Source organism: Streptomyces sp. ID05-26A (assembly GCF_033794685.1).
Lineage (GTDB): Bacteria > Actinomycetota > Actinomycetes > Mycobacteriales > Pseudonocardiaceae > Lentzea.
In genome coordinates this window covers 22,360-42,268 of record NZ_JARAYZ010000004.1, presented here as the reverse complement: position 1 = coordinate 42,268, position 19,909 = coordinate 22,360, and the positions used below count along the sequence as shown (strand labels likewise).

The following is a 19,909-nucleotide window of genomic DNA, read 5'->3' as shown; positions in this document are numbered from 1 at the left end:
TTCCTGCGGCCACCGGCTTCACCGCGGCCACGCATTGTTGGCCTGGGGATCCAGGGCCAGCAACAGGTACTCCTGCACTCCCAAGGTCCACGTGATGATCATGGGGTCGGGTTTGGGTCGCGCCTTCTGCAGCGCGCGCACCAGGGACATGGTCACGTGCCAGTCGCCGAGCTCGTCGAACCGTACGAGGAACGGCATCGACTCGTTCAGCCGTGCCAGGACCCGGTGCGCCGGTGCGGTGTCCGTCAGCGTCTCGTGGAACCTGTTCCGGAAGCCGTCCGACTCGCCGCGCGACGCGTGGACGTCCGGGAACATCTTCCGCCGCACCACGTTCGGCCTGGGTGTGCGCCACCGTCGACGATGACCGGCGGGGACTTCCTCCCGTTCGAGGAACCCCGTCAGCTCGCCGATCAGGTGGCCCAGCGCGGCGGCCGCGTTGTCGGACATCCGCACCAGCACACCGTCACCCACCGCCACGGCGTCGACGTAGTCGTGCCCCTCGCTCATGTCACGTTCTCCAGCGTCGTGACGAAGTCGTGCCGCAGGAGCACCGCCGCCATCGTCTCGGCCTCGCCGAGGTCCAGGCCCGTCACGACGATCGCCCGCTTGGTCTGCCCCACTCTCAGCGCCGCTGCGCGCGCGTCGGTCTCCGTCATGCCGCATTGAGCGCGCAGAGTGCCGGCCATCACGCTCCACGACATGTGGCCGCGTTCGTGCACGACGACCTGCCATCTGCCCCCAGAAGTCACCGGCGCAGTATGCGGCACGGTCACAATGACCCGGTGATGGACGAGGCAAGACGATGTCTCACGCGCATGCGGGAGTCCGCGGCGGCGTGGCGGGAACTGCGGTTCCGCGACGACGGCAACGGCGCCGACGTGAACGAGGTACCGCGCGCGAAAGTGTTGTGGGCCTTGCAGTACGACCGGCGCCCCGAGGACCTGCCCCTGGTGCGGTTCCTGGCCGAGCAGGAGGGGACGTGCCGCCGCGAGGCACCGTTCCAGGGCATCGGTGAGCAGACGCAGCTGGCCGGTTTCCTGCTCGCCGAGCACGGGCTGGCCGAGGACGTCTGGCGGCAGTACGCGATCAAACGCGCCAACTTCGACACGTGGTGCGGGTACGACCAGGAGCACGTCTTCGCCGGTGGCGCCGAGGAAACGGCCGAGCTGGTGCGAGCGAGTGACCATCCCGAGCGGGACGAGCTGCTCGAGTTCCTGCGGGAACGCGCGGTGGACGACGAGGACGTGCGGACGTGGCTCGACGGAAGGCGGGAGTGGTACCCGGACGACCCCGCCGCGGAGGACCCGCTGACGTGGGTCGAGCGCGCGCGGATGGTGGGGGACCTGGAGTTCGCCCGCGCCGAGCTGGACCGGTGGACCGCGGGGCGCGAACGCGACCTCCACACGCTGAACCTGCTGCGTCACGAGCTGGTCGACCTGGGGGAGTTCGCCGAGGCCGCGGCGGTGCAGAGAGAGGCTCTCGGGTTCGCGGAGACCGCACGGGACCGCGCGGAGGGCTGGCTGATCCTGGCCGGGCTGCGGCGGCGGGCCGGGGACCACACGGCCGCGTGGGAGGCCCTGCGGGAGAGGGTGAAGGCGCTCGACACGTCCGGCCGCGACCTGGTCGAGGAGCTGTACCTGCTGGCCGGGGTGGCGGAGATCGGGCTCGCCCGCGAGGTGTTCGCCGAGGCGGAACGGCGGGCGCGAGACGTGCCCGGACTACCTCCGGTCGTGCTGCGGGCCGCGGCGGCGGCCGCCGAACGCTGCCGGTGAGAAGGGAACCGCCCCCGAGGCGGAAGCACCGGGGGCGGTTCGTTCATCGAGAAGACGCTCAGACGTCGAGCGTCCAGTTGTTCAGCGTGCCGGTGTCGAGGAACGCGGCGTCACGGACCCGCAGCGTCCACGTGCCGTTGGCGGCCTCACCAGAGAGGTTCTTGGTGTAGGTCTCGTTGATGTTGTCGGCCGAGCCGCCGCTCCGGTTGTGGAGGTTGACGACCGTGCCGTCGGGTGCGACCAGGTCGACCACGAGGTCGCCCTTGTAGGTGTGCGTGATCGAGACCTTGATCGACGCCGTGGCCGACGCGTTGCCCGCGCAGCCGGAGACGACGATCGTGCTGGTCACGGTCGTGTTGTCGGGGATGCTGACCGGGGTCGAGTTGGTCCGTGCGTCACAGCTGCCGCCGACCGCGCTGACCACCCAGGAGAACGTCGCCGTGCCGGTCTTGCCGGCCGCGTCGGTCACCGTCGCGGTCACCGAGGAGGTGCCCGCCGTGGTCGGGGTGCCGGAGATGGCGCCGGAGGCGTTCGCCGACAGACCGGCCGGGAGGCCGGAGACGGACCACGAGTACGGCGCGGTGCCGCCCGAGGCCGCCAGTTGCAGCGACGCCGCGGTGCCGACGGTGGAGTTCTGCGTGCCGGGGTTCGTCACAGACGGGTCGCTCGGCTGGCCGCCACCGAAGAGCGTGTACAGCAGCTTGTTCGGCGTGTTGGCGCCGACGTTGGTGATCTTGTTGGGCGTGGAGGCGGCGTTGATGCCGTTCCACACGGCGGCGGGGGAGTCGGTGGGGTGCGTGGCGAGCCACAGGGCTGCCGCGCCCGCGACGTGCGGGGTGGCCATCGACGTGCCGGAGATGTTGTTGGTGGCGGTGTCGTTGGTGTTCCAGGCCGACACGATGTTGGAGCCCGGAGCGTAGATGTCCGTGCAGGAACCGTAGTTCGAGAACGACGAACGCGCGTCGGTGTTCGTCGAGGAGTTGACCGTGATGGCCTCGGTGACGCGTGCAGGCGAGGTGCTGCAGGCGTCGGTGTTCGAGTTGCCGGACGCGATCGCGTAGGTCACGCCGGACGCGATGGAACGGCGCACGGCCGCGTCCAGGGTGGCGTCCGCGCCACCGCCGAGCGACATGTTGGCGACAGCGGGCTTGACCGCGTTCGCCGTCACCCAGTCGATGCCGCCGACGACGCCGGCGGTCGTGCCGGATCCGCCACAGGTCAGCACCTTGACGGCGACGATCTTGGCGGCCTTCGCGAGGCCGTACTGCGAGCCCGCGATGGTGCCGGCGACGTGCGTGCCGTGACCGTTGCAGTCGCTGTTGTTGCCGTCACCGGAGGTGTTGGTGCCCCACGTCGCACGGCCACCGAACGTGGAGTGCGTCGTGCGCACACCGGTGTCGATGACGTACGCCGTCACGTTCGACGCCGTGGTGTCGTACTGGTAGCTGTTGCTCAGCGGCAGGTCGCGCTGGTCAACGCGGTCCTGGCCCCAGGACGGCGGGTTCTGCTGGACGTCGAGCGCGTGCACCTCGGCGTCCTGCTGGACGAACGCGACCTTCGGGTCCGCGGCGAGCTTGGCGGCCTGCTTGGCCGTCATCTTCACCGAGAAGCCGTTGAGCGCGTGCTGCCAGACCTGACCGACCTGGCCGCCGTACTTGCTCGCCAAGCCCGGTGCGGCGGCCCTCGACGCCGTGTCGGCCTTCAGCGAGACGATGTAGCTGTCCTTCACGACATCGGCGCGGTCGGCGCCGAGAATCGTCCCCACGTTTTCTTGAGCAGATGCGGCCGGAACCACAGCGGCGGCCAGACACATGGCGGCAGCGGCTGTGAGTCCCGCACTCAAGACTCTTCGCATGGCAGGGTTCTCCCTCGTGCAGGGAACAGGGTGTCCAGCACGCTAGCCCTAAACCGCAGGTCAGAGGGATACGCCGTCGAGTGCGAACTGTTGACAGATTTGACATTTCGTGTCAAAGCGAATGGTCGCTCTGCGTCACGGAAATAGGCCGAGAGAACGCATTTGGTTTCCCTATATCAACCCGAACGCCGCGAGGTCCACCCCTCGAACGACCCTACCGTCCGGTAGACACGCCGAAGTAGCGTCGCCCAGACGGAGGAACGAACTGATCGGGCAGTTCGCCGCCTGGGGACGCCATTCATCCGGTGTCGTACGCGCTGTGTTGCAGCACAGCTGATCTCCTCATCGCGGTTGCCCGGTCCGGCGTTACACCGGCCCTGCAAAACCGAAGGAACAAGGAGAATTGCCTATGAAGCGCATGGCTGTCGCAGCTGTGGCCGTGTTGGCTGGCGCTCTCGCGACGACGGTCTCCCCTGCCGCCGTCGCCGCCGAGGGACCGTCCGCCGACCTGCTCGCCGCGATGCAGCGCGACCTCGGACTCGACGCCCGGCAGGCGGCGGAGAGGCTGCGCCAGGAGAGCGCGGCCGTTGCCCTGCAGCGGGTCGCCGAAGGGTTCGCCGGCGAGAGCTTCGGTGGCGCGTGGTTCGACGCGTCGACCGGCAAGCTCGTCGTGGGCGTGACCGACGCGGCCAAGACCGACCGGCTCCGCAAGCTCGGCGCGGAGCCCCGCACGGTCGCGCACAAGGCGAGTGACCTCGACGCGGCCAAGGCGAAGCTCGACGCGTCGCCTGCTCCGGCCGAGGTCACCGGCTGGTACGTCGACACGAAGGCGAACGCGGTCACCATCACCGTGAAGCGCGGCCAGACGCAGGCGGCGCAGTCGCTGGTGGAGAAGGCGGGCACCCTCGCGAAGGTCGTCGAGACCGACGAGGCGCCGCGGCTGTTCAAGGACACCCGCGGTGGCGACGCCTACTACATCAACAACGCCGGACGGTGCTCCGTCGGCTTCTCGGTCGAGGGCGGCTTCGTCACGGCCGGTCACTGCGGTTCGCCCGGTGACGCGGTGACCGGTGTGGACAAGACGGCGATGGGCGAGTTCGACAAGTCGTCCTTCCCCGGCAACGACTACGCGTTCGTCAAGACCAACTCGTCGTGGACGTCCACGGCCAAGGTGAACCACTACGGCGGCGCCGACGTCGTCGTGTCCGGTCACACCGAGTCCGCGGTCGGCGCCTCGATCTGCCGTTCCGGCTCGACCACGGGCTGGCACTGCGGCGAGGTCCAGGCCAAGAGCCAGACCGTGAACTACCAGGAGGGCTCGGTCAGCGGCCTCACGCGCACGAACGTGTGCGCGGAGCCCGGTGACTCGGGTGGCTCGTGGGTCAGCGGCACGCAGGCGCAGGGCGTCACCTCGGGTGGCTCCGGCAACTGCACCAGCGGCGGCACGACCTACTACCAGCCGGTCAACGAGATCCTCGAGGCCTACGGCCTGACTCTCACCACGGGCTGACGCAGTTGAACGGTGAGGGGGCCTCCACGCGTCGTGGAGGCCCCCTCACCGGCGTTCAGGCAGAACGCTCTTCCAGCCACTTCTCGCGGTGCACGCGCCAGCGGTCCAGCATCGAGCCGAGCTCGCTGTGCGCGAACCGGAAGAACTCGCGGGTCTCGTCCAGCCGCGTCCCCGCCTCGGAGCCGGACCCGAGCGCCGCGACGCCCTCGCCGAGCACCTCGTCGATCATCACCAGCATCTGGTCCTTGCGGAACGTCGCCTCGTACCAGACGTTGTCGCGCATCCGGTAGACGTCGCGGCGTGATCCGGGCTCGCGCTCGCGGCTCACGATCTGCACGGTCGTCAGGTAGCGCACCGCCCCCGACACCGCCGCCGGGGAGATCTGCAGCAGGTCGGCGATCTCGGCCGCGGTGAGCCGTCCGGAGTCCGTCGTCAGCAGGGCCGCGAGGATGCGAGCCGGCATGCGCGGTACGCCGGTGTCGGCCAGGATGCCGCCGAACCGTTCGACGAACTGGCTCACCGCCTGCGTGTCACGCTCCGTAGCACTCGTCACGGCGGCATCATCCCTTTCGTCAGCCGATCGGGCAAAATTTACACGCTTCACGAAGTTATGAAAGAAGTGTAGCTTACCGGCCATGACATCCGCGATATCCGTGTCGGGCCTGGTGAAGACCTTCGGCCCGACGCGTGCACTGGACGATCTCAACCTGGACGTCCAGACCGGTGAGGTGCACGGCTTCCTCGGCCCCAACGGCTCGGGCAAGTCGACGACGATCCGGATCCTCCTCGGCCTGCTGCGTGCCGACTCCGGCACCGCGCGGCTGCTCGGCGGCGACCCGTGGAAGGACACCGCAGCCCTCCACCGCCGCCTCGCCTACGTCCCCGGCGACGTCAACCTCTGGCCCAACCTGACCGGTGGCGAGGTCATCGACCTGCTCGGACGGCTCCGCGGCGGCCTGAACAAGGCCCGTCGCGCCGAGCTCCTGGAGCGCTTCGAACTGGACCCGCGCAAGAAGGGCCGCACCTACTCCAAGGGCAACCGGCAGAAGGTCGCGCTGGTCGCCGCCCTGTCGAGCGACGTCGAGCTGCTGATCCTCGACGAGCCGACCTCGGGCCTCGACCCGCTGATGGAGGCCGTCTTCCAGGACTGCATCAACGACGAACGGGAGCGCGGCCGCACCGTGCTGCTCTCCAGCCACATCCTCGCCGAGGTCGAGGCCCTGTGCGATCGGGTGAGCATCATCCGGAGCGGCCACATCGTCGAGACCGGCACGCTCGCCGACCTGCGGCACCTCACCCGCACGTCCATCTCCGCCGAGCTCGCGGGCCCGCCCAACGGCCTCGCGGACCTCGCCGGCGTGCACGACCTGGTCGCCGAGGGCAACCGGGTCAAGTTCGAGGTCGACTCCGACAAGCTCGACCCCGTCCTCAAACAGCTCGTGGCGACCGGCGTGCGCACGCTGACCTCGCAGCCGCCCACGCTGGAAGAGCTGTTCCTGCGCCACTACGAGGACGCGAAATGATCGGCACCGGGAACCTCGTGCGGCTGGCCCTGCGCCGTGACCGGATCCTGCTCCCCGTCTGGGTCCTGTTCCTGGTCGGCATCACGTACTCGACGACGACCGCGCTCGAGGAGCTGTACGCGACAGCCGAGTCGCGGGCACTGCTCGGTGTCACCGCGAACGCGAACTCCGCCTTCCTCGCGATGCTCGGCCCGCTGCACGACTGGTCGTCGCTCGGCGGCCTGGTGGTGTGGCGCTGGGGCGTCTTCTCCGGCCTGTTCATCGCGATCATGGCCATGCTGGTCGTCACCCGGCACACACGCGCGGAAGAAGAAGCGGGCCGCACGGAACTGATCGCGGCCACGGTCGTCGGACGGCACGCGCCGCTCACCGCCGCGGTGATCGTCGCGGGCGGCACGAGCCTGCTGATCGGCCTCCTCCAGGCGCTCGCGTTGATCGGGAAGGGCCTGGACGCGGGAGGCTCGTTCGCGTTCGGCCTGTCCACGGCGTCGGTCGGACTCGTGTTCACCGGTGTCAGCGCGCTCACCGCGCAGCTCTCGGAGAACTCGCGCGTGTCCAACGCGCTCGCGGGCGGCTTCCTCGGCGTCGTCTACCTGCTGCGCGCGGCGGGCGACGCGGCGGGGGAGTCGGGGCCGCAGTGGCTGACCTGGTTCTCGCCGATCGGCTGGACCGAGCACGTGCGGTCGTTCGCCGACAACAGGTTCTGGGTGCTGCTGCTCCCGCTCGCGGCGTTCGTCCTGCTCGTGGGCGTCTCGTCGGCCATCGTGAGCCGTCGCGACGTGGGCCTCGGCCTGCTCGCCGCCCGGCTCGGCCCGCCGCGGGGCACGATCAGCAGTCCGTTCGGGCTCGCGTGGCGGTTGCAGAAGGGCTCGCTGATCGGCTGGTCCGTCGCGCTGCTCGCGGTGGGCGTGATCTACGGCAGCGTCGCGCAGGCCGTCGGGCAGATGGTGCAGGACAACCCGACGCTCGGGCAGATCGTCAGCAAGATCGGCGGAGCGGACGCGATGGTCGACGCGTTCTTCGCGACCATCACGCAGTTGCTGGGCCTGATCACGTCGATCTACCTGGTGCAGGCGATCCTGCGGCTGCGTTCGGAGGAGACGTCGTTCCGCGCGGAGCCGATCCTCGCCACGCCGGTCTCGCGCTGGGGCTGGGTCGCGTCGCACGCGGTGTTCGCCCTGGTCGGCGGCGCGGTCGTGCTGGCGGCGTCCGGTCTAGGGCTGGGCCTGGTCTACGGCCTGCAGATCGGCGACGTGGGCACGGTCCTGCCGAAGATGCTCGGCGCGGCACTGGTCCAGCTCCCCGCCGCGTGGGTGATCGCGGGTGTCGCGCTGGTCCTGTTCGGGCTGTTCCCGCAGCTCACGGGGGTGAGCTGGGCGGTGGTGTCGGTGGCGCTGGTGCTCACGCTGCTCGGCCCGGCGCTGCAGCTCGACCAGTGGATGATCGACCTTTCGCCGTTCACGCACGTCCCGAAGTACCCGGACATCACCTTCGGGCCGCTCGCGTGGCTCACCGGGGTGGCGGTGGTGCTCCTGGTGGCGGGGTTCGCCGGGTTCCGCCGGCGCGACCTGACCACATGACGATCGCGGGCACGGTGACCAGCAACGCCGCCGGGACGAGGAAGGCCGGCAGCGGATGCGACTGGTAGAGCGGCACGAACGCCAGCGGGGCCGCGGCGGCGCCCATGAAGCGCAGTGACTGCACGACACTGACGCTGCCGCCCCTGTTGGCGCCGCCGCTCTGCAGCACCAGCGCGTTGAGGCTCACCAGCACGCCCTGCGCGGCGGCCCCGGTCAGCGCCCACGCGAGGACCGCGACCGCCGCGATCGGCGTCGTGCCCACCGCCGCGACGAGGCCCGCGCCCAGCGTGGCGCCGACGACGACGGTGGTGGTGGCACCGAACCTGTCGATGGCCTTGCCGATCTGCCGCGCGGTCAGGAAGCCGACGATGCCGAAGCCGGTGAGCAGCAGCCCGCGTTGCCCGGCGCCGAGGCCGAACACGTCGTCCAGCCGGAACGCCACGAGGAACGACAACCCGCCGAGGCACCCCCAGCAGACGAAGGCGATGAGCGCGGGCCGCAAGGTGCTCGGCACGAACGCGCTGCGCAGGCTCGCGTCCCGCTCCGGTTCACCCTCCGTCTCCGGCACGCCGAGGATCGCGAGCCCGGCGGCCACCACGGCGATCACCACGAACGCGAGCCGCCAGTCGATCTCGGCGGTCAGCCCGCCGACGAGCGGCGCGGACGTCTGCCCGGCGGCCTGCATCGACCCGAACAACCCCAGCGCCCGGCCGAGCTTCTCCTTCGGCGTCGACGCGGCGATCACGGCCAGCAGCACCGGCGTCGTGAACGAGTTCGCCGCGCCCTGCAACGCACGCGAGGCCAGCAGCAGCTCGAACGTCCAGGAGCAGGCGGCGAGCACGGACGTCAGCGCGTAGGCGACGTAGGCGATCCGGACAGTCCGTTGTGGACCCCAGCGTTGCGCGAGGGTGCCGGAGGCCAGCATCAGCACCGCGAACGGCACGAGGTAGTACGTCAGCGTCGAGGCGGCGGATCCCGCGGACCGGCCGAAGCTGTCGCCGATCTCGGGCAGGATCGAGGTGGTCACGGCGCCGCCGAACGGCCCGATCAAAGCGCCCGCGTACAAACCGGCGCGTGCCAACCGTCCCAACGGGCACCTCCGCCGCTCACCCTAGGGCGGTGAGCGGCGGAGAACGCCGAAAAGTGGTTGTTGTCGCTAACTTTCTACCCGCGGACGCCGGCGGTGAGGTCCTGCGCCTTCTCCTGCAGCCCCGAGAAGTTGCCCTGGAACGACTCCCTGACGTCGCTGACGGTCGTGTGAGGCCCGTTCTCCCCGAGGGAGTCGACGGAGGAGAGGGGAGCTGCACTGGCGGGAGACACGGCCAACAGCACGCCGCCACCCGCAGCGAGACCGACAGCGATCTTGCGCACGAGAGACACGGTGGTTCCTGTCTTGAAGAGGATCTTGGTACCCATTCCTCGGCATCTGGAAACCTGGGCTCGATCACTCGGAAGCGTGAAAAAGCCGTCCCGGTCGAAATGACCGAGACGGCTCCTGACCTGCGTGAAGGTGGCCGCTAGCGCGGACCGGCGGACGGCCAGCCCGGACCACGCCCGCGACGGCGCAGGTAGCGCTCGAACTCCGCGGCGATGTCGTCGCCCGACGCCTCGGTGATCTGCATGGCCGCGTCGCCGCGCTCCTCGAGGGCACGCACGTAGTTGCGCACGTCCTCGTCCTCGTCGGCCATCTCGGAGACCGTGCGCTCCCACTCCTCGGCCTGCTCCGGCAGCGCGCCGAGCGGGACCTCGATGTCGAGGACCTCCTCGACCCGGTGCAGCAGGGCCAGCGTGGCCTTGGGGGAGGGCGGCTGCGAGACGTAGTGCGGCACGGCGGCCCAGAACGAGATCGCCGGGATGCCCGCCTGCACGCACGCGTCCTGGAACACGCCGACGATGCCGGTCGGGCCCTCGTACTTCGAGTGCTCCAGGCCGAACTTCTCGGCGGCGTCCGCGTCGTAGGCCGTGCCGGTCACCGGGACCGGGCGCGTGTGGGGCGTGTCCATGAGCAACGCGCCCAGCGTCACCACGGTCGTCACCCCGAGGGCGTCGATGTGGCCCAGCAGTTCGGCGGCGAACTTGCGCCACCGCATGTTCGGCTCGATGCCGTGCACGAGGATCACGTCCACGTCAGAACCGGGAGGCCGGCACACCGACAGCCGCGTCGTCGGCCAGTCGACCCTGCGGGTGACCCCGTCGACCAGGCGCACGCTCGGGCGCGTCACCTGGAAGTCGTAGTAGTCGTCCGGGTCGATCTCGGCGAGCGGGGTGGCGTCCCAGGTGAGTTGCAGGTGCTCGATCGCGGTGCTGGCGGCGTCGCCGGCGTCGTTCCAGCCTTCGAACGCACAGACCATGATCGGAGCCGTGAGCGGGATGCGCGGGTTCGAGGGGGTCGGGGATTCCTGGGACGGATCGTTCACGGCGCCAGACTACGGGTTCGGCCAGTCAACTCATCGTAGGCTTGGCCCATGCGGGATCGCGGAGAGTCGCCGTTGCTGGAAGCGCTGGTGAACCGGGTCGTGGTCGCTGACGGAGCCATGGGCACCATGCTCCAGGCCGCCGACCTCTCCCTCGACGACTTCACCGGTCTGGAGGGCTGCAACGAGATCCTGAACGTCACCCGTCCGGACGTCGTGAAGGCCGTGCACCGCGGTTACCTCGAAGTCGGTTGCGACGCCGTGGAGACGAACACGTTCGGCGCGAACCTCGCGAACCTGGCCGAGTACGACATTCCGGACCAGATCTTCCACCTGTCCGAACGCGGTGCGGCGCTCGCACGCGAGGTCGCGGACGAGTTCAGCACTCCCGGACAGCCCCGGTTCGTCCTCGGGTCGGTCGGCCCCGGGACCAAGCTGCCGACGCTCGGCCACGCTCCTTATGCGACGTTGCGCGACGCCTACCAGGAGCAGTGCAAGGGCCTGCTCGTCGGTGGTGTGGACGCGGTCGTCGTCGAGACCTCGCAGGACCTGCTGCAGACCAAGGCGTCCGTCGTCGGCGCGAAACGGGCGATGGCGGCGGAGGGCCGGTTCGTCCCGATCATCGCCCAGGTGACCGTCGAGACGACCGGCACGATGCTGCTGGGTTCGGAGATCGGCGCCGCGCTGACCGCGCTGGAGCCGCTCGGCATCGACCTCATCGGCCTGAACTGCGCCACCGGCCCGGCCGAGATGAGCGAGCACCTGCGGACGCTCTCGAAGCACGCGCGCATCCCGTTGTCGGTGATGCCGAACGCCGGTCTGCCCGAACTGGGGCCGCACGGCGCGGTCTACCCGTTGTCACCGGAGGAACTGGCCCAGGCGCTGGCCGGGTTCGTTCGCGAGTTCGGCGCGCGGCTCGTCGGTGGCTGCTGCGGCACGACGTCCGAGCACCTGCGCCAGGTGGCCGAGGCGGTGCGAGACCTGGGTCCGTCGTCGCGGCGGCCGAGGCCGGAACCCGGAGTGTCCTCTTTGTACCAGGCCGTCCCGTTCAAGCAGGACGCCTCGGTGCTGATGATCGGCGAACGCACGAACGCCAACGGTTCCAAGGCGTTCCGCGAGGCGATGCTGGCGGAGAAGTGGGAGGACTGCATCGAGATCGCGCGGGACCAGACGCGCGAGGGAGCCCACCTGATCGACCTGTGCGTCGACTACGTGGGCCGCGACGGCGAGGCGGACATGCGCGCGCTGGCCGCCCGCCTGGCCACCGCGTCGACGCTGCCGATCATGCTCGACTCCACCGAACCGGGCGTGCTCCAGGCCGGTCTGGAGTGCCTCGGCGGCCGGTGCGCGGTCAACTCCGTCAACTACGAGGACGGCGACGGCCCGGACTCCCGGTTCCAGAAGATCATGCGGCTCGTCTCCGAGCACGGCGCGGCGGTCGTGGCGCTGTGCATCGATGAGGAGGGTCAGGCCCGCACGGCCGAGTGGAAGGTCCGCGTCGCCACCCGGCTGATCGAGGACCTGACGACGAACTGGGGCATGCGCGTCGGCGACATCATCGTCGACTGCCTGACGTTCCCGATCTCCACCGGCCAGGAGGAGGTGCGCCGCGACGCCATCGAGACGATCGAGGCGATCCGCGAGCTCAAGCGTCGTTTTCCCTCCGTGCAAACGACTCTGGGTCTGTCGAACGTCTCCTTCGGACTCAACCCGGCCGCGCGCCAGGTGCTGAACTCCGTGTTCCTGCACGAATGCGTGCAGGCGGGACTCGACACCGCGATCGTGCACGCGTCCAAGATCGTGCCGATGGCGCGCATCCCCGACGAACAACGCGCCGTCGCGCTGGACCTGGTCCACGACCGCCGACGCGAGGGCTACGACCCGTTGCAGAGGCTGATGGAGCTGTTCGAGGGCGTCACGACGAAGTCGAACTCCGCCACGCGTGCCCAGGAACTGGCCGCGCTGCCGTTGTTCGAACGCCTCCAGCGCCGCATCGTCGACGGCGAGCGCACCGGCCTGGAAGCCGACCTGGACGCCGCTCTGGACGAGCGCCCGGCGTTGCAGATCATCAACGACACGCTGCTCGCGGGCATGAAGACGGTCGGCGAGCTCTTCGGCTCCGGCCAGATGCAGCTGCCGTTCGTGCTGCAGTCCGCCGAGGTGATGAAGACCGCCGTCGCGCACCTCGAACCGCACATGGAACGGTCTGACGACGGCGGCAAGGGCCGGATCGTGCTCGCCACCGTGAAGGGCGACGTCCACGACATCGGCAAGAACCTCGTCGACATCATCCTGTCCAACAACGGTTACGAGGTCGTGAACATCGGCATCAAGCAGCCGATCACCACGATCCTGGAGGCCGCCGAGGAACATCGCGCGGACGCGATCGGCATGTCCGGACTGCTGGTCAAGTCGACCGTGATCATGAAGGAGAACCTCGAGGAGATGAACTCCCGGGGTGTCGCCGCGCGGTGGCCGGTGCTGCTGGGCGGTGCGGCACTGACGCGCGCGTACGTCGAGAACGACCTGACGGAGATGTACTTCGGCGACGTCCGCTACGCCCGCGATGCCTTCGAGGGCCTGCGTTTGATGGACGCGATCATGGCGGCCAAGCGCGGCGAGACCCCGCTGGTGGATTCCGAGGCCCAGGCGAGGGTGCTGGAGCGCAAGGCCCGTCGCGAACGGTCGCTGCGCATCGCGGCGGCGCGCAAAGCCGTTGCGGGAGAAGAAGAAGTCGTGACCGGCCGCTCCGACGTGGCGCGGGACAACCCGATCCCGGTGCCGCCGTTCTGGGGCAGCCGCGTGGTGAAGGGCATCCCGGTCGCGGACTACAGCGCGTTGCTGGACGAGCGCGCGACGTTCATGGGCCAGTGGGGGCTGAAGGGCACGCGCGGTGGCGGCCCGACCTACGACGAGCTGGTCGAGACCGAGGGCAGGCCGCGGCTGCGCTACTGGATGGAACGCCTTGCCACGGAAGGTGTTCTTGCCCACGCCGCCGTCGTCCACGGCTACTTCCCGTGCGTCTCCGACGGCGATGATCTGATCGTTCTGGAAGAGCCCTCGGTGGACGCGGCCGAGCGCTTCCGGTTCACTTTTCCGCGCCAGAAAAGGGATCGGCGGCTGTGTCTGGCCGACTTCTGGCGGGCGAAGGAGGCCGGCGAGGTCGACGTGATCGCGTTCCACCTCGTGACCATGGGCCAGCCGATCGCCGACCACGCGAACGAACTGTTCGCCAAGAACGCGTATCGTGAGTACCTGGAAGTCCACGGACTGGGGGTCCAGCTCACCGAAGCGCTGGCCGAGTACTGGCACAAGCGGGTTCGCGAGGAGCTCGTCTGGCCGACCGGCGGCACCGTCGCCGCCGAAGACCCCGCCACCGTCGAGGAGTACTTCAAGCTCGGCTACCGCGGCGCCCGTTACTCGTTCGGCTACGGCGCCTGCCCCGAGATGGAAGACCGCAGGCGTGTCGTCGAACTCCTCGACCCGGCACGCATCGGGGTCACCCTGTCCGAGGAACTCCAGCTCCACCCGGAACAGTCCACCGACGCCTTCGTGGCGCACCATCCGGAGGCGAAGTACTTCAATGTCTGACCTGCACGCTGTTTTGTGGGACATGGACGGAACGCTGCTGGACTCCGAGAAGCTGTGGGACATCCCGCTCTACGAGTACGCGGAGAAGCTCGGCGGGGTGCTGACGCTCCACACCCGTGAGCAGATGGTCGGCAGCAACGTGCCCACCACGATGCGCCTGCTGTTCGCCGACGTCGGCATCGAGCCCACCGAGGCGGACATGGCCGACGGCGCCGCGTGGATCTCCCGCCGCACCGAGGAGGTCTTCCGCGCCGGGCTGCCGTGGCGTCCGGGCGCGCAGGAGGCTCTTCGCGCGGTGCGTGCGTCGGGTGTGCCGATGGCGTTGGTGACGTCCACCGAGCGGTCGCTGACCGAGGTCGCGCTGGACACGATCGGGCGGGACCTGTTCGACGTGACCGTGTGCGGGGACGAGGTGGACGGGCTGAACAAGCCGCTGCCCGAGCCGTACCTGAAGGCCGCCCGGCTGCTGGACGTGGACGCCGCTCGGTGTGTGGCGATCGAGGACTCGCCCACCGGTGTCGCCGCCGCGGTGGCCGCCGGGTGCACCGTGCTCGTGGTGCCCTGCGACGTCGAGGTGCCGACAGGAGAGCGGCGGGTGTTCCGCGAGTCGCTCGTCGGGGTGGACGTCGAGGTCCTGCGTGCGCTCTAGGGCCGGACTCGCTGCCAGCTGAGTCTGGCGTCGTGCACCTCGGGCACGTACACGGAGACCGTGAAGAACCCTGCCCTGGCCGCGTGCCCGCGGAGAGCCGGTTCGCCGGTGTCGAGGGAGTCCGCGATGTCCGTGAGCATCGCGGACAGGCTCGGCCAGAGCGAGGGCAGCCGGCTGCCCTCGTCCACGTCCCACTCGCGGACGCACCCGGACTCCGGACCCGGGCGTTCGTCGATGAACAGGTAGTCGCCCATGCCGTCCGCGGCGATCGGGACGAACTCCTCGAGGAATGTTCCCGACGTCGTGCCCGCCGGTTCCGCCTCGACTTCGAGGTGTGTCCGCTTCCTCTTTCGTTCCCGCTGGGAATCCTCTGGGGACAACGGGGTGTACCGCGCCGGGATCAGGTTCTCGGCGCCGGTGAGGCGCCAGAGATCAGTCGCCCCGGGAGCGGCCGTGATCTGGTCGAAGGTGCGGGACGCGTTGACGCGCAACCAGTTGTGGATGCGTTCCCACGGTCGGGTGGGCGGGGTGGCCTCGCGGCCACCCCACACCATCACGCGACGGCCGCCTTCTCGGGGGCTTTCGCCTTGCGCGTGGCCGGATCCACCAGCAGACCGAACACCACGCCGATGCCGACGTAGAGCGTGGCGAGCTGGGCGAGCGAGCTGAGGCGGAACTGCCACAGCACGTTCACCGGCATGTCCGCGGGGATCGTGTCCGGCGGCGCGGGGAACGCCAGCAGCACCACCGCGGTGGCCGCGGCCACCGCGAGCAGCACGGCCGTCGTCCGCACCGGCTGCGACTGCGCGCGCAGCTGCTCGGCGAGCCAGCTCGCGGCCCACACGATCACCAGGCCGGCCACCACCACACCGAGGTAGAGCGCGGTCCGGTAGTTCACCGTCTCGGGGTCGCCCACGGCGGGCGGGTTGGCCGGGTACTTGAGCCACGGCAGCAGCGCCACGGCGCCGAACACCGCGGCACCGAACGTGAAGCTGCGGCTGAACGGCGTGCTGCCGGCGAACCAGCGCTTCGACAGCGCGTAGGCCGTGGCGAACACCAGGCCCACGGCGATGCCGACGATCACCACGCCGAGCATGCCGCCGATGATCTGGGCGCCGCGGCTGACGAGTTCGTCCTCGCCACCGTGGGAATGGCCGGCTTCCTCACCGGCGGGTGCGCGAGCCTCTTCGACCGCGAGCGCGGCGCGAATCGGGATCTCGGTCACCAGGAGCTGCACCAGCGCGGACGCGACACCGGCGATACCGCCGGCCGCGATCCCGCGCAGGGCAAGCGACTTGTACGTCGTCGTCATCTGCTTGATCTGCGGAATCGGATCAGTGGCAGGGAACGCCGAGGGCGTGGCGGCCGTCGTGGAAGAACTCGTGCAGCAATTCGGAACCCGCGCCGAGCGCGAGACCGTTCTCCTGCAGGACCAGGTACGTGACGATCAGGCCGAGCACAGAGACGGCGAAGGCCCATTTGGGCACGCGGACGGCGGACAGGCTTGCTGCGGGGCTCGTCATGACGGGCTCCTCCATACCTCGTGGAAGGTCAACTCTCCTTGCGGCGCCGCAGCCGGTCTCCTGACTCCCGGATCAACGCTGCCCCCGCGTCTTCCCAGTCCCGGCGGGGACCAGTGACGTGCTCGGCGGGGATCGCTTCCCGGTCACAGTGGCGAGGACCGCGCCGGATTCTCACCGGCTTCCCGTCACTGCGGCGGGTGCACCGTAAGTTGAGCGGCACGTTAAGCACAACCGGCCATAAGAGTTGTTGCGTTCCTCACTTCACGAGTGGACAGTCACCACACTTCCCACCTGGGGCGACGCGGTAATAGAGACAACACGACCGACGCCGGAACGTGACCTCGCCGGGAAAAGTCAGGAATTCTCCCGCCTGTTCGAACGGCGGTGCGCTCATGAGCCGTTCGCCGCGTTCTTCCGCTTCCTCGGCGGTCAGCATGCGTGCGCGGACAACCATTTTGAGGGCACCCGCGACGTTCGACATCGCGTTGCCCCACAGCAGTCCGCTCGCGACCGGGGTGACCGCTTGGACCGCCTCCACCACGGGGGCGAGCGCCTCGGCGGCGGGCGGGCCCAGTCGTGGCTGGTCGATGCGGACGCTCAGGCCGTTCGTGGCGTCGTGCCGCCACCACAGGTTCTCCGGCCGCACGTCGATCGGGATGTTCGCGGCCGTGAGCGGACTGAGCAGCCGGGCCGTGTAGCTCAGGAAGAACAGGCTGGCGGCGACGCGTGGTTCCTCCGCTTTGTACCGAATCGCGATGGCGTCGATGGTGTTCTTGAGCGCCGGGCCCTCCAGGAGTGCTGTTCCCGGTAGCCAGGACTCGTCCGGACGGCCCACGTCGAGAGCGAAGAACGGGTTGATTCCACGCACCCTGCGCAGGGCTTCGAGGACCTCGGCGAACTCAGACACGGAAGTTCACGCTACCGGGTGGATCTTCCGGCGGAGGACGAGAAGGCCCGATCAGGGCTCGCTCCATCAACGATGTGGCGTGGGGTGAGTTCCGCATGATGCTGGAGTACAAGGCGCAACGCGCTGGTCGTTCGATCAGAGTCGTCGATCGCTGGTACCCCAGTAGCAAGACCTGCTCAGAGTGCGGGCATTTGCTTGTTGAGTTGACGTTGTCGGCTCGGCACTGGACGTGCCCAGAATGTCGCACCCGGCACGATCGGGACCTGAACGCGGCGAAGAACATCCTTGCGGCTGGTCGAGTCGTAGCCCGAGGCGACTCGGGTGAAGCCTGTGGAGCTGATGTCAGACGGCGAGGGCCCGCCCTTCCGCAGTCAGCTGTGAAGCAGGAACCCCGTCTTCACTCTTCTGAGGTAGGGGACAGTCAAGCTACCGGGTCCATGCAGGACAGATCACGTCCACGGGCCGGGACAGATGTGACCGCGGTGTGGACGGGGGGCGCCGGGATGGGAGGATGTGGAGCCGTGAAGACCTTCGATTCCCTGTTCGCTGAACTGACCGAACGAGCCGCCACCAAGCCGGAGGGATCCGGCACCGTCGCCGCGCTCGAGGCCGGGGTCCATGCGCAGGGGAAGAAGGTCCTGGAGGAGGCGGGCGAGGTATGGATCGCCGCCGAGTACGAGTCCGACGAGAAGCTCTCCGAAGAGATCTCGCAGCTGCTCTACCGCCTCCAGGTGCTCATGCTGGGCCGTGGGCTCACCCTCGAAGACGTCTACAAGTACCTCTGACGAAAAGACTTCCACATGCTGCGCGTAGCAGTCCCGAACAAGGGCGCGCTCGCCGAACGCGCCTCCGCCATGCTCACCGAGGCCGGGTACCGGCAGCGGCACGAGCCCCGCGACCTGACCGTGCTCGACCCGAACAACGAGGTCGAGTTCTTCTTCCTGCGCCCCAAGGACATCGCGATCTACGTGGCGTCCGGCGACCTCGACCTCGGCATCACCGGCCGTGACCTCGCGGCCGACTCCGGTGCCGACGACAACGGCTCCTCCGTCGAGGAGTTGCTGGCGCTCGGCTTCGGCGGGTCGACCTTCCGCTACGCCGGGCCTCGCGGCACGGACTGGAAGGTCTCGGACCTCGAGGGCAAGCGCCTCGCCACCGCGTACCCGAAGCTCGTGGGCCGCGACCTCAAGGCCAGGGGCATCACCGCGAAGGTGATCCGCCTCGACGGTGCCGTGGAGATCTCGATCCAGCTGGGCGTGGCCGACCTGATCGCCGACGTGGTGGGCTCGGGCCGGACGCTCAAGCAGCACGACCTGGTGCCGTTCGGCGACCCGATCTGCGACTCCGAGGCGATCCTGATCCACCGCAACGGCTCCGAGGTCACCGCGGCCAAGAAGCAGCTGACGGCCCGTCTGCAGGGTGTCGTGTTCGCGCAGCAGTACCTGATGCTCGACTACGACTGCCCGCGTTCGATCCTCGACGCCGCGATCGCGCTCACTCCGGGCCTGGAGTCGCCGACCGTCGCGCCGCTGGCCAACCCGGACTGGGCGGCCGTGCGGGCGATGGTGTCGCGCAAGGAGGCGAACAAGGTGATGGACGAGCTGGCCGCGATCGGTGCCAAGGCCGTGCTGGCCTCGGACATCAGGTTCTGCCGGCTGTGATAACCGAGCACGCCCTGCTGGACGTGCTGCCGGGTTCCGAAGAAGAGTTCGAGTGGGCGTTCGGCGAGGCGCGGGAGCTGATCTCCGCCTCGCCGGGCTTCCGCGGTCTCGAACTGCTGCGGTGCCTGGAGACGCCGGCGCGCTACCTGCTGCTGGTGCGCTGGGACTCGCTGGAGGCGCACACCGTCGGCTTCCGGCAGGGACCGACGTACGAGCGGTGGTCTTCGCTGCTGCACCGCTTCTACTCACCGTTCCCGGTGGTGTCGCACTACGAGAGCGCGCTGAGCACCTCTTCGTCCGTGGTCTGATCGAAGCTCTCGTACCAGCGGCTGACCGCGCCGAAGTGCTTCGGCGTGAGGACGGCGATCACCCGCGTCCTGAAGGTCCTGAGCGACTCCCTCGCCGCCACCGGGACGGCCAGGGTGACGCTGCGCGGTTCGCGCTGGGCGATCCAGTGGAGTGCCGCTCTGGCGGTGACGCCGGTCGCCAGGCCGTCGTCCACCAGGATCACGTCGCGGTCCTGGAGGCTCAGCGGTTTGTCGCCGCGGTAGAGGGTGGTGCGCCTTCGGGCTTCTTCGCGTTCTGCGTCGCAGGCGCGGCCCAGCTGTTCCTCGGTGAGGTCCAGGGCTTTGAGCACTCTCGGGTCGTAGATGGGCTCGCTGTCCGCGGTGACGGCGCCGACGCCGTACTCGGGGTGGCCCGGGGCGCCGATCTTGCGTGCGACGACCACGTCGAGTTCGGCGTTGAGGTGGTTCGCCACCTCCCTGGCCACCGGGACGCCGCCTCGGGGGAGGCCCAGGACCAATGGGTCGTGCCAGGGGAGGTCTGCGAGTCGCGCGGCGAGGGCGCGGCCCGCTTCCTGCCGGTTCGCGAACCTCTTCACAGTCCCGTTGACGCTACGCGCACCTCGTCCGCGGGCGCGAG

At 69.3% G+C, this 19,909-nt stretch carries 21 protein-coding genes, 1 pseudogene and 1 riboswitch; of the genes and pseudogenes, 10 read left to right on the top strand and 12 right to left on the bottom strand.

From position 1 onward, the window contains the following. Positions 1-18: 18 nt before the first annotated feature. Positions 19-507 (bottom strand): DUF2017 family protein, encoded by a 489-nt coding sequence (locus PV646_RS31390; protein ID WP_500345920.1) that lies wholly within the window; start codon positions 505-507, stop codon positions 19-21. Continuing rightward, complete coding sequence (locus PV646_RS31385) at positions 504-749, bottom strand: hypothetical protein (RefSeq protein ID WP_500345919.1); 246 nt, start codon at positions 747-749, stop codon at positions 504-506. Before PV646_RS31385 ends, PV646_RS31390 begins: the two co-directional genes overlap by 4 nt. A 33-nt stretch (positions 750-782) precedes the next feature. Here PV646_RS31385 and PV646_RS31380 point away from each other — a divergent pair, with 33 nt between their 5' ends. Continuing rightward, positions 783-1,772 carry a hypothetical protein gene (locus PV646_RS31380; protein WP_500345918.1) on the top strand — a complete coding sequence of 330 codons (990 nt, stop codon included), beginning with the start codon at positions 783-785 and terminating at the stop codon, positions 1,770-1,772. Between the two features lie 58 nt (positions 1,773-1,830). Here PV646_RS31380 and PV646_RS31375 read toward each other — a convergent pair whose 3' ends face one another. After that, on the bottom strand, positions 1,831-3,537 hold the full coding sequence (locus PV646_RS31375) for a S8 family peptidase (protein ID WP_500345917.1): 1,707 nt from the start codon (positions 3,535-3,537) through the stop codon (positions 1,831-1,833). Between the two features lie 499 nt (positions 3,538-4,036). Here PV646_RS31375 and PV646_RS31370 point away from each other — a divergent pair, with 499 nt between their 5' ends. Further along, the gene (locus tag PV646_RS31370; protein WP_500345916.1) at positions 4,037-5,137 is read left to right on the top strand and encodes a S1 family peptidase; all 1,101 of its coding nucleotides are present in this window, start codon (positions 4,037-4,039) and stop codon (positions 5,135-5,137) included. Between the two features lie 55 nt (positions 5,138-5,192). On the opposite strand, the gene PV646_RS31365 is transcribed toward PV646_RS31370, so the two are convergent. Next, on the bottom strand, positions 5,193-5,690 hold the full coding sequence (locus PV646_RS31365) for a GbsR/MarR family transcriptional regulator (RefSeq protein WP_500345915.1): 498 nt from the start codon (positions 5,688-5,690) through the stop codon (positions 5,193-5,195). A gap of 82 nt (positions 5,691-5,772) precedes the next feature. Here PV646_RS31365 and PV646_RS31360 point away from each other — a divergent pair, with 82 nt between their 5' ends. Further along, positions 5,773-6,660, top strand: a complete 888-nt coding sequence (locus PV646_RS31360; protein ID WP_500345914.1) for an ABC transporter ATP-binding protein — start codon at positions 5,773-5,775, stop codon at positions 6,658-6,660. Further along, positions 6,657-8,240, top strand: coding sequence for an ABC transporter permease (locus PV646_RS31355; RefSeq protein ID WP_500345913.1), 1,584 nt, complete (start codon positions 6,657-6,659; stop codon positions 8,238-8,240). Before PV646_RS31360 ends, PV646_RS31355 begins: the two co-directional genes overlap by 4 nt. On the opposite strand, the gene PV646_RS31350 is transcribed toward PV646_RS31355, so the two are convergent. From PV646_RS31350 to PV646_RS31340, 3 genes are all read right to left on the bottom strand, one after another. Then, the gene (locus PV646_RS31350; protein ID WP_500345912.1) at positions 8,170-9,330 is read right to left on the bottom strand and encodes an MFS transporter; all 1,161 of its coding nucleotides are present in this window, start codon (positions 9,328-9,330) and stop codon (positions 8,170-8,172) included. The two genes, PV646_RS31355 and PV646_RS31350, sit on opposite strands and share 71 nt — an antisense overlap. Positions 9,331-9,404: 74 nt before the next feature. Further along, on the bottom strand, positions 9,405-9,611 hold the full coding sequence (locus tag PV646_RS31345) for a hypothetical protein (protein ID WP_500345911.1): 207 nt from the start codon (positions 9,609-9,611) through the stop codon (positions 9,405-9,407). Positions 9,612-9,757: 146 nt separating this feature from the next. Further along, complete coding sequence (locus tag PV646_RS31340) at positions 9,758-10,657, bottom strand: PAC2 family protein (protein WP_500345910.1); 900 nt, start codon at positions 10,655-10,657, stop codon at positions 9,758-9,760. A gap of 48 nt (positions 10,658-10,705) precedes the next feature. On the opposite strand from PV646_RS31340, the gene metH reads away from it, so the two are divergent. Beyond that, entirely contained in the window at positions 10,706-14,245 is a 3,540-nt protein-coding gene (gene metH, locus PV646_RS31335) for a methionine synthase (RefSeq protein WP_500345909.1), read from the top strand. After that, positions 14,238-14,894 (top strand): HAD family hydrolase, encoded by a 657-nt coding sequence (locus PV646_RS31330; protein ID WP_500345908.1) that lies wholly within the window; start codon positions 14,238-14,240, stop codon positions 14,892-14,894. Before metH ends, PV646_RS31330 begins: the two co-directional genes overlap by 8 nt. On the opposite strand, the gene PV646_RS31325 is transcribed toward PV646_RS31330, so the two are convergent. The 4 genes from PV646_RS31325 to PV646_RS31310 form a co-directional block, all read right to left on the bottom strand. Beyond that, positions 14,891-15,448, bottom strand: coding sequence for an SMI1/KNR4 family protein (locus tag PV646_RS31325; protein ID WP_500346504.1), 558 nt, complete (start codon positions 15,446-15,448; stop codon positions 14,891-14,893). The genes PV646_RS31330 and PV646_RS31325 overlap by 4 nt on opposite strands. Further along, on the bottom strand, positions 15,448-16,206 hold the full coding sequence (locus PV646_RS31320) for a CbtA family protein (RefSeq protein WP_500345907.1): 759 nt from the start codon (positions 16,204-16,206) through the stop codon (positions 15,448-15,450). Before PV646_RS31320 ends, PV646_RS31325 begins: the two co-directional genes overlap by 1 nt. Before the next feature lie 22 nt (positions 16,207-16,228). Next, the gene (locus tag PV646_RS31315) at positions 16,229-16,417 is read right to left on the bottom strand and encodes a CbtB domain-containing protein (protein ID WP_093588538.1); all 189 of its coding nucleotides are present in this window, start codon (positions 16,415-16,417) and stop codon (positions 16,229-16,231) included. Between the two features lie 33 nt (positions 16,418-16,450). Beyond that, positions 16,451-16,625, bottom strand: a riboswitch (cobalamin riboswitch). Between the two features lie 48 nt (positions 16,626-16,673). Beyond that, positions 16,674-17,324 (bottom strand): (2Fe-2S)-binding protein, encoded by a 651-nt coding sequence (locus tag PV646_RS31310; protein WP_500345906.1) that lies wholly within the window; start codon positions 17,322-17,324, stop codon positions 16,674-16,676. 50 nt (positions 17,325-17,374) lie between these two features. Here PV646_RS31310 and PV646_RS31305 point away from each other — a divergent pair. The 4 genes and pseudogenes from PV646_RS31305 to PV646_RS31290 form a co-directional block, all read left to right on the top strand. Continuing rightward, positions 17,375-17,602, top strand: a pseudogene (locus tag PV646_RS31305) (zinc ribbon domain-containing protein); the annotation flags it as partial. Positions 17,603-17,827: 225 nt separating this feature from the next. Further along, positions 17,828-18,109 carry a phosphoribosyl-ATP diphosphatase gene (locus tag PV646_RS31300; RefSeq protein ID WP_500345905.1) on the top strand — a complete coding sequence of 94 codons (282 nt, stop codon included), beginning with the start codon at positions 17,828-17,830 and terminating at the stop codon, positions 18,107-18,109. Positions 18,110-18,124: 15 nt separating this feature from the next. Continuing rightward, positions 18,125-18,985: an ATP phosphoribosyltransferase gene (hisG, locus tag PV646_RS31295; RefSeq protein WP_500345904.1), complete on the top strand. Its 861-nt coding sequence runs from the start codon at positions 18,125-18,127 to the stop codon at positions 18,983-18,985. Then, positions 18,982-19,293, top strand: coding sequence for an antibiotic biosynthesis monooxygenase family protein (locus tag PV646_RS31290; RefSeq protein ID WP_500345903.1), 312 nt, complete (start codon positions 18,982-18,984; stop codon positions 19,291-19,293). Before hisG ends, PV646_RS31290 begins: the two co-directional genes overlap by 4 nt. Here PV646_RS31290 and PV646_RS31285 read toward each other — a convergent pair. Next, the gene (locus PV646_RS31285; RefSeq protein WP_500345902.1) at positions 19,254-19,868 is read right to left on the bottom strand and encodes a phosphoribosyltransferase; all 615 of its coding nucleotides are present in this window, start codon (positions 19,866-19,868) and stop codon (positions 19,254-19,256) included. The two genes, PV646_RS31290 and PV646_RS31285, sit on opposite strands and share 40 nt — an antisense overlap. Positions 19,869-19,909: the final 41 nt, after the last annotated feature.

Excerpts from the sequence above, each read along its gene's own strand:
- PV646_RS31370 (WP_500345916.1), top strand. The coding sequence starts at position 4,037 with ATGAAGCGCATGGCTGTCGCAGCTGTGGCCGTGTTGGCTGGCGCTCTC.
- PV646_RS31325 (WP_500346504.1), bottom strand. The coding sequence starts at position 15,448 with ATGGTGTGGGGTGGCCGCGAGGCCACCCCGCCCACCCGACCGTGGGAA.
- PV646_RS31320 (WP_500345907.1), bottom strand. The coding sequence starts at position 16,206 with ATGACGACGACGTACAAGTCGCTTGCCCTGCGCGGGATCGCGGCCGGC.
- PV646_RS31390 (WP_500345920.1), bottom strand. The coding sequence starts at position 507 with ATGAGCGAGGGGCACGACTACGTCGACGCCGTGGCGGTGGGTGACGGT.
- metH (WP_500345909.1), top strand. The coding sequence starts at position 10,706 with ATGCGGGATCGCGGAGAGTCGCCGTTGCTGGAAGCGCTGGTGAACCGG.
- PV646_RS31360 (WP_500345914.1), top strand. The coding sequence starts at position 5,773 with ATGACATCCGCGATATCCGTGTCGGGCCTGGTGAAGACCTTCGGCCCG.
- PV646_RS31355 (WP_500345913.1), top strand. The coding sequence starts at position 6,657 with ATGATCGGCACCGGGAACCTCGTGCGGCTGGCCCTGCGCCGTGACCGG.
- PV646_RS31300 (WP_500345905.1), top strand. The coding sequence starts at position 17,828 with ATGGGAGGATGTGGAGCCGTGAAGACCTTCGATTCCCTGTTCGCTGAA.
- hisG (WP_500345904.1), top strand. The coding sequence starts at position 18,125 with ATGCTGCGCGTAGCAGTCCCGAACAAGGGCGCGCTCGCCGAACGCGCC.
- PV646_RS31315 (WP_093588538.1), bottom strand. The coding sequence starts at position 16,417 with ATGACGAGCCCCGCAGCAAGCCTGTCCGCCGTCCGCGTGCCCAAATGG.
- PV646_RS31330 (WP_500345908.1), top strand. The coding sequence starts at position 14,238 with ATGTCTGACCTGCACGCTGTTTTGTGGGACATGGACGGAACGCTGCTG.